Source organism: Flavobacterium hibisci (assembly GCF_020026925.1).
Classification (GTDB): Bacteria; Bacteroidota; Bacteroidia; order Flavobacteriales; family Flavobacteriaceae; genus Flavobacterium; species Flavobacterium hibisci.
On the sequence record NZ_JAIQDW010000016.1, the window covers coordinates 38,294 to 51,641 of the forward strand.

Genomic DNA, 13,348 nt, shown 5'->3' on the forward strand with positions numbered 1-13,348 from the left:
TTGCATAGCCAAAATTTAAGTTTTCACTAAAATGGACTATAAAAACGATATAAAGTACCGAAAAGAAACGCTTAAAAAATTACTTTTCAATATTCAGAAGGATGAGGATTTAATTGTGAAAGCCTTGTTTGATGATTTTAAAAAACCGGAATTTGAAGCTGTTTTAACAGAAACTAATTATGTTATTTCAGAATTAAAAAATACCATCAAAAATATTGACAAATGGGTGAAACCCGTACGTGTTTTTCCTTCCCTGCTCAATTTTCCTTCTACCGATTTCATTTATAAGGAACCTTACGGAAACGTATTAGTCATCGCTCCCTGGAATTATCCTTTTCAACTTGCTTTATGTCCCTTGATTTCTGCAGTTGCTGCCGGGAATAAAGTGGTTTTAAAGCCCTCAGAACTTACTCCGAATACAGCTGCCATCATTACCAAAATCATCGAAAAATCATTTCACATCAATCACGTGGAAGTTGTTCAGGGCGGTATTGAAGTCTCTGATCAGCTGCTGGCCAAACGATGGGATTATATTTTCTTTACCGGCAGTGTCCCGGTTGGCAAAATTGTAGCCAAAGCTGCTGCAGAACATCTCACGCCCATCACCTTAGAATTAGGTGGCAAAAATCCGTGTGTCATTGATCAGACCGCTAATTTAAAACTGGCTGCCAAGCGTATCGTCTGGGGAAAATTTATCAATGCCGGACAAACCTGTATTGCCCCGGATTACATTCTGATCCAAAAAAACATGAAAATCAATTTTATTACGTATCTGATTGAAGAGATTATCCTGGCTTATGGAAAGAAAATAAAGAATTCCCCTGATTATGCCCGGATCATCAACAGTAAAAACTGGGTACGCCTAACCGGCATGATTGCTTCAGAAAAATTAATTTTTGGAGGAGAATCGGATGCTAATGATTTTTACATTTCGCCAACTCTTATTGATGAACCTGCATTAGACAGTCTTGTCATGAAAGAAGAAATTTTTGGTCCGATATTACCGATTTTAGTTTATGAATCCGAGAATGATATTGATGCGGTAATCCGCCAATATGAAAAACCGCTTGCATTTTATATTTTCAGCGAAAATGATTCTTTTGCTAAAAAAATGATTAAACGCTATTCTTTTGGTGGCGGCTGCATCAATGATACTGTAGCTCATTTTACCAATAAACGGCTGCCTTTCGGAGGAGTAGGCCATAGCGGAATGGGTGCTTATCACGGAAAACTAAGTTTTGATGTTTTCTGCCATCACAAATCAATTGTTAAAAAAGCCAACTGGCTTGATCTCCCTATGCGTTATGCGCCTTACAAAGATAAATTAAAGGTGATTAAGAAATTATTAGACTGGATTTAAAGCACTAAAGCCTGACTTGTACTATTATACCATATTATGAAATGAAATTGATTAAAAGTACTATATTTACGTTTAAATAATACATTTATAACACTGAAGGTACGAAACAATTCCAGTCAATATGAAATCTACTCTTAATCAAATCGAAGACCTAAAAAACAATGGATATTCTTTAGATTTTTCGAATGTTTTTAACCATGCTTTTGAGAATTATAAAAAGATAGCCGTTTATGCAGGACTTATTTTATTAGTTGTTTCTATACTATGCTTTTTTCTTGGCGGCGGCATATTAGTGGCACTATACGGAGCTGAACACTTCAACAAAGAATTTTTTGAAAGTTTACAACAAAATCAGCCACAGGGAACAACAACCCTACTAATCTATACACTTGTTATTACTTTTATAACTGCGCTCATGACTCCTTTTACTGCAGGATTTTTGAAAATGGCAGACAGTGCTGACAAGGATGAGGCCTTTAATTTCTCGACGGTTTTTACGTATTACAAAGCTCCTTATTTTTCCCGCCTTTTTATTACTGCGTTATTGATTGGCCTAATCAGCGGAGGTATTTCTGTGGTATTCAATCTTATTGGAATTCCCGCTATAGATAGTATTATTGCCATCATTATTTCATTGTTTACCTCCATGACAGTCCCGCTAATCGTTTTTGGAAATTTAAATGTAACTGATGCAATACGATCCAGTATTATCATTGTTGGCAAACAGCCCCTTGTTATTGCCCTGCTATTTATAGTGGCCGGAATTGGTGCAGCAATTGGCTTTATTGGCTGCTGTATTGGTGTGGTATTTACCATTCCTATTACGTATTCTGTAAAATATGCTATATACAGTGCTATCCTGGAAATTGATAACCCGGACTCCATTGATGCCATCGGCCAGTCTAATCCGGAATAGATAGAGATTATTTAAAAAAAACAAGACCTAAATTCTATGGTATCCAGCTGTAGTTTTTTAAATTTTTTATTTTCAGGGCTGTCCCTCTCCGGAAGTGCCCTGAAATCATTTTGGACACACTATTTTTTAAAATCCAGTCCTGTTTTTTACGAAAACCCTAAATTAATCATGTTAGAGATATGCCTGATTGCTTTTATGGGTTTTCTCATTTACCAATTTTTTAATATCAAAAACAAAATTGGCTCTTTCATCGAAAAAAATAAGGAAAAAGAAGTTTCGCATAAAGAATATCAGCTATATCTTTTGTTTTTCAGTATTACTATTATTGTAATCGAAATCATTAATGAAATTTTTAAATTACGTCCCCACAGTCTTTTGTATGTCAATTTAACGATTGGCGGTTCGATTTTGTTATTTTATTATCTGGCGATTAAAATTGAATATCTGAGAAATAAAATTTCAGTCTTTTTTATTTCCATATTCATATTATTCACGGGACACATTGCACATAACATTATCATTCAGCCCCATGATATTGTTCCTATTATTGCGCTTTTAATTACTTTTTATTTTTCGTACAGCGTCCTGAGACCTATCAAAATTTACTGGTACTATACCGGGGCCCTATTTCTTTTTCATATCATCAATCTGGCTTTTGATTTCATTCCGATGAAATCTTCTGTTTTACTTCTTACCTATTCCCTAGTCATTTTTGTGATTAATCAGGTTAAATATGCTATTTTTCTGAATACCCGTGACAATTTCAGGTTTACCAATGAGATTGTGCATAAAGGAAGCTCCCTGACTATCGCTTCAAACAAAAAAGGTGAACTCATTTTCTGCAGCGAATCCATATTGGAAATCCTGGGCTACACGCCTGATGAAGTTATGGGAATGGGTTTCTGGCAGCTTACAGAAGATCCTGATTTTATTGGCGAACAATTTCTGGACCAATACCAGGACAATATTTTGTACACACGGAAATTAAAATGCAAAAATGGTGATTACAAGTACATCCAATGGAAAGACAAACGTTTTTCTGAAGACTTATTTATTGGTATAGGACAGGATATCACTGAGCAGATCAAACTTCACGATCAGTATAAAAACCTGATCCAGACTGCTGCAGATATCATTTTTGAAATCGACACTGATGGCAATTTTACTTTTATAAACGAATTTGCCTTTTCTGTTTTATATTATACCGAAAAAGAAGTCATCACTAAACATTATGCCAATTTTATCCACCCTGCTCATCGAAAAAAGGTTGCCGATTTTTATAAAAACCTTGAAGAAAAGGAATTTAATTATGATACTATTGAATTCCCTATTTTAAAGAAAAACGGCGATGCCATATGGATATCCCAAAAGGTCATCATACGCAAGAACGATATAGGAGATACTATCGGTTTTGCCGGTATCGCCAGGGATATTACCGAGCTCAAGAACAATGAAAAGGAAAAACGAATCAGGCTTGAAAAAATTGAGGCTTATACACTTTCTACCAAAAAATTATCCACTACTGATTTTAGCCATTATGAAAGCTTGCACAGCGTAATCGATTTTATTGTTGAAGAGGCTGCTGTTTCAAAAGCCAGCAGAATCAGCTTCTGGAAATATTATAACAATACCATTATCTGCAAAAACATTTACAGCCAGGACAAATCTGATGTTTATTACAAAGAGGTCATGGACAAGGCATCCTATCCTATTTATTTTGAGACGTTAGAAAACAAAACTGTCATAAACGCCAGCGATGTATTCAATAAACTGGAAACCTCTGAATTTCAGAAAGCTTATTTTATCAAAAACAAGATTCAGTCTATGCTGGATGTGCCTATTTTTTTTAATGGAAAACTTGCAGGAGTTGTATGTTTTGAGAGCACCATAAAAAAAAGGGAATGGGATAATGAGGATATTAATTATGCCCGTACTATTGCTGACGTCATCTCGCTTGCCATATCATCTCAAATGCGTTTAAAAGCCGAGCGGAAATTAGAATTCAAAAGCCAATTATTATCTGCACTGGCTCTTTGTACGGAGAAATTCTTACTGAGCAAGACAAGTGAAGAAATGTTCAAAGAAACCTATAATATCATTGGAAAAGCCGCACATGCGGATCATATTTATTATTACGAGAAAGATTTTGACACCAATACTATTAGCCAAAAATATAAATGGTCGAGAGAAGAGAATCCCAATGAAAGCATTATCCTTCAGAATTTTACAGAAGAAAATTTAAAAGAAATTATCGAAAAGGCAGAAAACAAGAAAATCCTCAATATCCTGACCCGACAACTTGGAGATACTTTTTTTAAAAATTTACTGGAAACACATCATATCAAATCAATACTGATCCTGCCTTTATATGTTGAGGATGTTTTTAGCGGATTTATCGGTTTTGATGACTGCCATACGGAACATAAGTGGTCTGAAGAAGAAATCTATATTTTTCAAACCCTTGCCAATAATATATCTTCTGCTTTGGAGCGAAACCGCAACCAGAGCAAAATTATCGAAAGCGAAGAGAAATTTAAGCTGATAACCAATAATATTCCCGGTACGGTTTACCTGTCTAAATTTGACACTTTTTCTACCAAAATATTCCTGAATGACCAAATTTTCAACCTTACCGGTTATTCAAAAACGGAATTTCTGGAACACAACCTTTCTTTTATCTCGCTTATCCATCCTGATGACAAAAAAGAAGTCATCAACAGCCAGCTTAAAAATCTACAAAGCGGAAAAGCACTGCATAACACCTACAGAATTAAGCGCAAAAGTGGAGAATACATCTGGATTGAAGAATTTGGGGATGTGATCAAAAAAGGCGATGAAATTGAATTTATTGGCGGCATCTATTTTGACATTACCAATAAAAAACAAACTGAGGATGCCATAAAAGCGAAACAGCTTGCAGAAGCTGCGAGTAAATCGAAGTCGGATTTTCTTGCCAATATGTCACACGAAATCAGAACCCCGCTCAACGGGATTATTGGTTTTACAGATCTTCTCATGAAGACCGAACTTGGGGAAATCCAGGAAAAATATATGACTACCATTAACCAGTCTGCCCATTCTTTACTGGAAATCATCAACGATATCCTTGATTTTTCTAAGATTGAAGCCGGAAAACTAGACTTGTTTATCGATTTGTACGATATCCATAAAATTGTAGGCCAGGTTTTTGACCTGATTGTGTATGAATCTAACCTAAAAAAACTGGATCTAAAACTTCATATCGCCCCGGACGTTCCCCAATACATCTGGACTGATATTGTACGACTTAAACAGATCCTGATCAACCTGTTGTCTAATGCAGTAAAATTTACCCATAAGGGTTCCATTAGGGTTGATGTTCTGGTTTTAGAAAAAAAAGAAGATGATATTTGCGTCATACGATTTTCTGTAACCGATACGGGCATCGGTATTCTAAAACAAAACAAAAATAAAATCTTTCAGGCTTTTTCGCAGGAAGACAGTTCTACCACCCGAAAATTTGGGGGAACCGGACTTGGCCTTACCATCTCGAACCACCTGCTTGCCCTTATGGAAAGCCGCCTGCAGCTTAAAAGCAAAATAAATAAGGGAAGCACTTTTTATTTTGACCTGAGCCTAAAAACGAGTGCATATAATACCAACGAAAACTACAAGGCCGATTTTAATCATTTTAATACTAAGGCAGTAGAGATTCCTGCCAATACCCATACCGCCAAATTGACTTTTATGATTGCCGAGGACAACAAGGTCAATATGCTGTTGCTTAAAACCATTATCAAAAACCTGTACAGCAATGCCAACATCCATGAGTGTGAAAATGGCTATGAAGCTTTAAAAGTATTTGAGACGATCACCCCTGACCTCATTTTTATGGACATCCAAATGCCTATCATGAACGGCTATGAAACCGCCGTAGCCATACGCAATTCCCTCAACGGGCAACAAGTTCCTATTATTGCCGTTACGGCAGGTACTGAAAAGGAAGAACGTAATAAATGCATTACTTCGGGTATGAATGATTATATCCCAAAACCAATTATGAAAGGCTCTGTAGAAGAAATCTTAACAAAATGGCTGAAATAATTCCTTATTTTTATTAGCCCATTGTTTAAAAAAAATATAAATTAGTGTTGGATAAATTCCCCAATTAACTTAAAAATATATTCTTTTATGAAATGGTTAGGAAGAAGACAAAGTGGCAATGTTGAAGACAGAAGGGGTTTCTCTGGAGGAAAAGCTGTTCTGGGAGGCGGCGTTATCGGGATTATTGTTTTACTGCTGAATGTTTTTGGAGGTGAAACCGGCAAAACTGTAGGAAGTGCTTTAGAACAACTTCAAGGCAGTCCGCAGCAAACTGAGACCGCAGCCCCGTTAAGTGCAGCCGATAAAGAAATGGGCGATTTTGTGCGTGTTGTGTTAGCTGATAATGAAGACATCTGGGGAAAAATCTTTGCCGAGAACGGCATGACTTATAAAAATCCGAAACTGGTACTTTTTAGAGAATCTGTGCAAACTGCCTGCGGTGGTGCCTCTTCGGCATCAGGACCTTTTTACTGCCCTGGCGACCAGAAAGTCTATATGGATCTTGATTTTTTTGATGAGCTTAAAACCAAGTTTGGCGCGAAAGGCGGAGATTTTGCCATTGCCTATGTTATTGCCCACGAAATAGGCCATCATGTGCAGACCCTGTTGGGCACCTCAGCTAAAATGCGGGAAGCCCAGGAAGGAAAAAGTGAAGCTGCCGCCAATAAATTATCTGTTGCACTGGAACTACAGGCTGATTTTTATGCGGGTGTATGGACCCATTATAATAAAGAACACCTGGATACCGGCGATATTGAAGAAGCCCTGAGTGCTGCGAATGCTGTTGGTGACGATGCCATCCAAAGCAAGATGCAGGGCCAGATTGTACCTGACTCCTTTACACACGGCACCTCTGAGCAACGTATGTACTGGTTTAAAAAAGGATTTACCAGTGGTGATATTCATCAGGGAAATACATTTGACGAAGTGAGATAATATTTAAACCAACCATAATTAACCAGAAAAAGCATGATCTTAAAGTCATGCTTTTTTATTTAAAACTAAAAAATCCATTTTACAAATTGCAAAATGGATTTTTGATACTTATCTATTCCTTGATTTAGAAACTAATTTTCTATAAACAGTCTATATGGAAATACATTTGAAGATTTGTTCATTAGGTTTTTCATATAGCTTTCACACAAATAATCCCACTCTGTTACTGATAAGGATTCTTTTTCTGCCTGATTGGTTTTTATATGAATATCAACAGTACGGCTAAAACCTGCTTTACTTGAAATTTCTTTTCGGGTACCTTTTTCAATTTTAACATCATGAATATAACTTTTAAAATGATTAAAACTAAATGCTTTTATATCTGCAAAAGTTACTATCCTTCCCCTTGTCAGCAGAGCATTTCTGTATTCTAAAATTCTGTCTTTATTGTTTTGTTTATTTGTCCCTCCTACTGTATTGGTAACCAGGATTGTTTCCTTACTCATAAAAAACAAATCATCTTTGGCTTCCAAAACAGTTCCGGCTTTAATGTCATTACCATCGTCTGCACAAGTTGACCAATAACTAATTGTAAATGTTTTCCCTGAAGATTCATTCTCTTTGGGTTTAATCATCAAATAAGGGTCATTATTTTTAGAAAAATTACTTTCTTTGGCTTGCTGTTCAACAGAGGCTAATAATTGATTAATCTCTATCAAAGAACTATTCATAAAATCTTTTCCTAAACCGGCAAAAGAAGAACTTTCATCTTTTAATAAGTCCAATACATTCTGAAGCAGTTCTGAAGCTGACCTGGAATCAAACCTCGAAACTCCTCCTGTACGTAATACCGCATTTCCTTCTTCGAGTACACCATCGCTAAAATCCTTAATTTCATAATGGTTTGCATACGTATCCACAACCGCATCAACATCCAGATAAATGTCGTTGCCTGTGTCTAACGCTACATACGACAAAAATCCTCCAAGAGTTTTGTTTATCACATGACGTTTTTTATTAATCACCGGAAAACAATTTGCCGTAAAAGACACGTTATCTAATATTTGAGGAATTAAAGATTCCGGAAAAACCATTTTTATCCAAATAACAGAATTTCCGTTATGCTTTGTTATATTCTCAAAAAACTTATATTCAGGATTATATTCGTTTATTTTTTTATGTTTTAATACTCCTTTCAGTGTATAGAAATTATCAAAATAAAACTCATTCACTTCCTGCATCAATTCACTCAGATGTGTATAATTGCGGTTTATGATATTTTCAATATCAAGGCTGTTTACCGGAACATTATACCCCTCTTTTACTTTAATTTCTACATCATCCTGATAGCATTTCATTTGCTTCAGATAATAATGAAACATTTCTTTTTGGTGGATATTTTTAATATCGATGTACAGCATCAAATCCTCTAAATCCAATACATCAGGATCTTTTAATTCTATTCCTAAAAACACTTCTCCGGAAGGCAAGGAATGTTTGTAATCCCTGACAGCATCTTTATAAAAAAGATTAGAAACCTCATACAGATTTCTTTCATAGGCTACATATCTAACCTCACAGGAAGATAATTTTACTTCCAGGGTTGGTGAAAGAACAATTTCTTTAGTAATAGGTGCTAAAGGGTTATAGATATTATGCAGTCTTCTACTCACCATCATTTGGTTTTGCAGAGAAACTTTCATATTGTTTTCTATTGGCAAAGCGTGCATGATTGCCCTGGCCGGTTTAGCCCCTGCAGTAACTTCAGGAAACATAATTTCCAGGACTCTTTCGACTACGCGAGTTTTAGAATCTTCCAGTTCGTGTGCTACTTTTTCTAATTCATACGATAATGCATTTAGCATCATTGATACTACAGGATCAAATGAGGTTTCCATTTCCACATCTGAAAAACCCCATGATCTGGCTGCTCTTTTTAATACCCTGTCTTTTATTCGTTCTTGTCTCATAATTTATTTTTATCTCAAACTTAGAGTCTCCAGCATTTTTATATTCTCTTTTTATTTTTTCTTTCAAATCTTCTATTCAAAATTCACAAAGCAAATCATGATTAGTTTCTTTAATTAATTTTCCTGTGTCATTATATTCTTGATCAATGCCTACCCAAAAAACATAAAATTGCAATCCTTCAAATTATAAATTTCCATTTTCATAAAAAGAGCGCATTTGTGGATATGGCGAACTATTTTTTTATCCTTTTAATAAAACCTTTTGTACTATTCGAATAAACTTGAATCTTATCTTTATTATTATCAAAATAATATCCATTAGAAGTGAACTGTGGATTTTTCATTAAGCCTTCTTAATCTTTTTTATCAAAATGCTCAATAGTATCTTTTTTTTGAGTTGCTTTAATCTCTTTTTTCCTTGACTTCTGCAGCCTCTATATCATTAAAGGTTCTCTCCCCTGTTTTAAATTAATTTTTAGTCTTAATTAAAATACTATTACTCCAGTTTTCAATTTTATATTCATAGCCGCTAATGAATTGACGTTTTGTCCATCTGTCATAGAAATCGTCTTTACATTATTCTGTCCGTCAGCGTAACCGCTTGTAGCGTTTCAATTATACTGTGTTCCAAAACATACGGATTCTGTGCATTGCTTACTTCAAAGCTTACTAAAACCTCTTCACCAATTTCCGGAATAAAGTAAAATCCTTTTCCTGATCCTGAATTTGGCTGTAGCATTCGAAGCCACTCGCTTGAATTGTTTCCGCCTGCCCAGTTGAAACGAACGTCTAAGCTCCTAAGACCTTAATCATTTATAATTTGTATTATCATTCTTTTATCCAAACAACTAGTGTCTTTACCAAAGACCAAACTTAATATGCCCATTCAATTTTCTAATGATACTATCATGATTCCATTATCTTTTTTATGATATGAATAATCAATTTTTGTTTTCCATTGTATTTTAATCCATAATTAAGTTTTTAGTATCTACAAGAGAATCTTTTATATAAAATCGTTTTTCAATTAACCTGCCTTTATCATTATATAATTTCAAAGTATCTGTGAAATACCCATCTTTAGTTTCTATTTCAAAATAAATTGTTCCATTGCTATGAAATTCTTTCCAGAGACCTGTTCCCATTTTAAAATTAGTTTCGTATCTGATTTTATTATTCTGATCAAACTGTCTGAAAACACTATCCCTTAAACCATGTTTGAAATATTCCTCACGCCAAATATCAGTTTTAATATATGTATTTCCTTTATTATCAAAACCCGCATCACCACTAATCCACTTGCCTTCTTTATAGCCGTCAATAGTCTTTCCTACCCTATGTTCACCTCCGTCTGTAAAAACATCCTCATTTAAAATATTTCCAGAGCGAACATCTTCATTTGGAAAATCTTGATACCTGTAATTATCCGCATTATTATAATTATTTACAAACTCTCTTTTCTTTTCTTCTACTAAAACAGGATGCTTTTTACATGCTACATTTTTATTACATGATAATTTATGAATAATATTACATGAAATAAGAAATACGAATAAGAAAAGGAAGATAGTGCTTTTTAAATGCCTCATTATTTTTATTAGATGATTTTTTAAAATCCTGATATCTTGATTTTCAACATTTAGAATTATCTTTCACTATACACAAGTGAATCCTTTTTGTATAAATTTCACTTATTATCAGTAGGAAAATCATCAATAATCATATTCTCTTTAAATATTAAAGAATCTTTTTTATACAACCGTTTCTCGGCTAGTTCTCCTTTTTTATTATACAACTTTAAAGTGTCAGTAAAATAGCCGTCTTTGGTATACGCTTCAAAATAAATTTTACCATTAATATGAAACTCTTTCCAAAGCCCTGTTCCCATTTTAAAAGTTGTTTCATAAATTACTTTTCCATTACCATCATATTGTTTAAAAATACTATCACGCAATCCTTTTTTGAAATATTCTTCACGCCAGATAACTCCTTTAGCATACACATTACCATTTTCATCAAAATCAGCATCACCACTCAACCACTTGCCTTCTTTGAGGCCGTTAATAATGTTACCATAACGCATACCTCCATCTTTAAAATTTTCTTGATATTTTCCATCCATTTGAGCGTAATCATTTGGAAAGTCTTTATATTTATATGAACATAAATCACAATAAATAGGAGCTGGATTATCTCTTTTTTTAACTGAAATTTCTTTTTTGCATATACATGAAATAAAAGATAAGATAATAATTAATATAAAAATATTCTTTTTCATTTCTTTTCTGAGATTGATTTTTTACTTGTACTTGGATTGCAAAACTCACATTGTATTGACATATAATTTTTAATATCATCACGCATTGTTTTAATTTGATTATGCAAATACATAACCTTAGTATTATTGTAATCCATAATATTTTTTGTTGAACCTTGTTTAAGTGTTATATAATTATAATGAATCTGATTTATAACGCTTTCATAATACTTATAATTTTGATTTAATAAATTTAAGTAATCCGTTTTTATATAATTTGCTAATGAATCTAAACGAACATATCCTAAACTATTTTTATTTGAAAGCTCTTCTTTAGCTAAATTATTCTCTGTAATTATTCTATTTGCAGTATTTATGTAGGTATCGCATACATTGATATATTGTGCTTTCGTTTGAGTTGCATTGACTGTATGTGAATCAGGATAATTTTTATATATGGTTTTTATCCTTTCTTTATCTTTATTATTTTGGAAGATAATATCCTTTTCTTTTGCTATAAGATTATCAAGAGACTTTAAAATGTCTCCTTTTAGAGAAGTAATTCCTATATGAGGGTAATAAGTATAATCTGACGATTTAGTTTTTTGTATAGTTTTCAAAATCCCTCCTTTATAATCATTATTAGGAGTTCCATCAGGTTTTTTTGGAGGTTTTCCGTTCCCCAAAATATTTTCTCTAGCATTGTTATAAGCTTCTTTTTCCTTATCTGTATAAAAAGAGTGTGGTAAACCTAACATATGCGCAATTTCGTGGGCATAATTCTCTTTTTTTTCTATCCCATTAGAATAAATAAGTAAAGCGTAATAGTCTATCGGCGTGGTTCTACTAAAAGCAACTGTTTGACTTGGAGATTCATAATCGGATAAGATTAATAATCCGCCATTATACGTCTTTGATTTACTCATAAGTTTTGTTTTGTATGCTTCAATAGTTTTATAATCTATCTCATCTTCTGTTAATATGTCTATTGGTTTTGGGGGATTATCTGTTAAAACCATTTTGTAATGTTTACCATCGGGTTCTATTCATATGATCCATCAGGTTTTAGAACTTTATCCCAATATTTTTTATTGTAGTGCTCTTTAAACATTGTTCATTTTCTATCTCTACCTGATAACCTGTTTGTAGACATTTTACTTTGAAATCAAATTACTTATTATCAGTAGGAAAATCATCAATAATCATATTTTTCTTAAATATTAATGAGTCTTTTTTGTACAAACGTTTTTCCATTAATACTCCTTCTCGATTGTATAATTTTAAGGTATCAGTAAAATAACCGTCTTTGGTATACGCTTCAAAATAAATTGTTCCATTTTCATGAAACTCTTTCCATAAACCTGTACCCATTTTAAAACTGGTTTCGTAGATAGTTTTGCCATCTTTATCAAATTGTTTAAAAACGCTATCTCTTAGACCATGCTTAAAATATTCCTTTGTAAATAATCTTTCTACTTCTTTCGTTTTTGTAATAGTATCATATTTAACAATTGCAGATAGCCAGAGACCTTCTTTGAATCCATTAAGAATCTTTCCCTCTCTAATGGAATTTCTGTATTCTACATTAGTAAACGTAGTATCTTCATAAGGAAAATCTTCATATACCTTATCATTTGTAGAATTATCATAAAATCCAACAAAATCAATATTAATAGGTTCTTCGAGTCTAGGATGCTTTAGACAAGCATATTTTTTACTACAAAGCCATTTAGGGTGTTTTGAAAAATTAGCTGTTGTGCAGGAAATGCATACTACAAAAATTACAATAACAGATATCAAAATCTTTTTCATTTATATTTTTTGTC

At 33.5% G+C, this 13,348-nt stretch carries 9 protein-coding genes and 1 pseudogene; 4 read left to right on the forward strand and 6 right to left on the reverse strand.

Annotation, left to right across the window (positions count from 1 at the left end):
- Nucleotides 1-31: 31 nt before the first annotated feature.
- The 4 genes from K8B81_RS15720 to ypfJ all read left to right on the forward strand — a co-directional run bounded on the left by K8B81_RS15720 (nucleotide 32) and on the right by ypfJ (nucleotide 7,295).
- Complete coding sequence (locus K8B81_RS15720; RefSeq protein ID WP_223682510.1) at nucleotides 32-1,360, forward strand: aldehyde dehydrogenase; 1,329 nt, start codon at nucleotides 32-34, stop codon at nucleotides 1,358-1,360.
- Between the two features lie 121 nt (nucleotides 1,361-1,481).
- Complete coding sequence (locus tag K8B81_RS15725; protein WP_223682511.1) at nucleotides 1,482-2,276, forward strand: hypothetical protein; 795 nt, start codon at nucleotides 1,482-1,484, stop codon at nucleotides 2,274-2,276.
- A 168-nt stretch (nucleotides 2,277-2,444) separates the two neighbouring features.
- A complete protein-coding gene (locus K8B81_RS15730; protein ID WP_223682512.1) occupies nucleotides 2,445-6,359 on the forward strand; it encodes a PAS domain S-box protein in 3,915 nt (1,304 codons plus the stop codon).
- Between the two features lie 87 nt (nucleotides 6,360-6,446).
- A complete protein-coding gene (gene ypfJ / locus K8B81_RS15735; protein WP_223682513.1) occupies nucleotides 6,447-7,295 on the forward strand; it encodes a KPN_02809 family neutral zinc metallopeptidase in 849 nt (282 codons plus the stop codon).
- A gap of 131 nt (nucleotides 7,296-7,426) precedes the next feature.
- On the opposite strand, the gene K8B81_RS15740 is transcribed toward ypfJ, so the two are convergent.
- The 6 genes and pseudogenes from K8B81_RS15740 to K8B81_RS15765 all read right to left on the reverse strand — a co-directional run bounded on the left by K8B81_RS15740 (nucleotide 7,427) and on the right by K8B81_RS15765 (nucleotide 13,334).
- The gene (locus K8B81_RS15740) at nucleotides 7,427-9,265 is read right to left on the reverse strand and encodes a type VI secretion system baseplate subunit TssF (protein ID WP_223682514.1); all 1,839 of its coding nucleotides are present in this window, start codon (nucleotides 9,263-9,265) and stop codon (nucleotides 7,427-7,429) included.
- 571 nt (nucleotides 9,266-9,836) lie between these two features.
- Nucleotides 9,837-10,040 (reverse strand): annotated as a pseudogene (locus tag K8B81_RS15745) (phage baseplate assembly protein V); the annotation flags it as partial.
- 190 nt (nucleotides 10,041-10,230) lie between these two features.
- The gene (locus tag K8B81_RS15750) at nucleotides 10,231-10,854 is read right to left on the reverse strand and encodes a toxin-antitoxin system YwqK family antitoxin (RefSeq protein WP_223682516.1); all 624 of its coding nucleotides are present in this window, start codon (nucleotides 10,852-10,854) and stop codon (nucleotides 10,231-10,233) included.
- 98 nt (nucleotides 10,855-10,952) lie between these two features.
- A complete protein-coding gene (locus tag K8B81_RS15755; RefSeq protein ID WP_223682517.1) occupies nucleotides 10,953-11,543 on the reverse strand; it encodes a toxin-antitoxin system YwqK family antitoxin in 591 nt (196 codons plus the stop codon).
- On the reverse strand, nucleotides 11,540-12,541 hold the full coding sequence (locus K8B81_RS15760) for a hypothetical protein (protein ID WP_223682518.1): 1,002 nt from the start codon (nucleotides 12,539-12,541) through the stop codon (nucleotides 11,540-11,542). The genes K8B81_RS15755 and K8B81_RS15760 overlap by 4 nt, the downstream gene beginning before the upstream one ends.
- A 151-nt stretch (nucleotides 12,542-12,692) precedes the next feature.
- Complete coding sequence (locus tag K8B81_RS15765) at nucleotides 12,693-13,334, reverse strand: toxin-antitoxin system YwqK family antitoxin (RefSeq protein ID WP_223682519.1); 642 nt, start codon at nucleotides 13,332-13,334, stop codon at nucleotides 12,693-12,695.
- Between the last annotated feature and the right edge of the window lie 14 nt (nucleotides 13,335-13,348).

Excerpts from the sequence above, each read along its gene's own strand:
- K8B81_RS15720 (WP_223682510.1), top strand. The coding sequence starts at position 32 with ATGGACTATAAAAACGATATAAAGTACCGAAAAGAAACGCTTAAAAAA.
- K8B81_RS15725 (WP_223682511.1), top strand. The coding sequence starts at position 1,482 with ATGAAATCTACTCTTAATCAAATCGAAGACCTAAAAAACAATGGATAT.
- K8B81_RS15730 (WP_223682512.1), top strand. The coding sequence starts at position 2,445 with ATGTTAGAGATATGCCTGATTGCTTTTATGGGTTTTCTCATTTACCAA.
- ypfJ (WP_223682513.1), top strand. The coding sequence starts at position 6,447 with ATGAAATGGTTAGGAAGAAGACAAAGTGGCAATGTTGAAGACAGAAGG.
- K8B81_RS15740 (WP_223682514.1), bottom strand. The coding sequence starts at position 9,265 with ATGAGACAAGAACGAATAAAAGACAGGGTATTAAAAAGAGCAGCCAGA.
- K8B81_RS15750 (WP_223682516.1), bottom strand. The coding sequence starts at position 10,854 with ATGAGGCATTTAAAAAGCACTATCTTCCTTTTCTTATTCGTATTTCTT.
- K8B81_RS15755 (WP_223682517.1), bottom strand. The coding sequence starts at position 11,543 with ATGAAAAAGAATATTTTTATATTAATTATTATCTTATCTTTTATTTCA.
- K8B81_RS15760 (WP_223682518.1), bottom strand. The coding sequence starts at position 12,541 with ATGGTTTTAACAGATAATCCCCCAAAACCAATAGACATATTAACAGAA.
- K8B81_RS15765 (WP_223682519.1), bottom strand. The coding sequence starts at position 13,334 with ATGAAAAAGATTTTGATATCTGTTATTGTAATTTTTGTAGTATGCATT.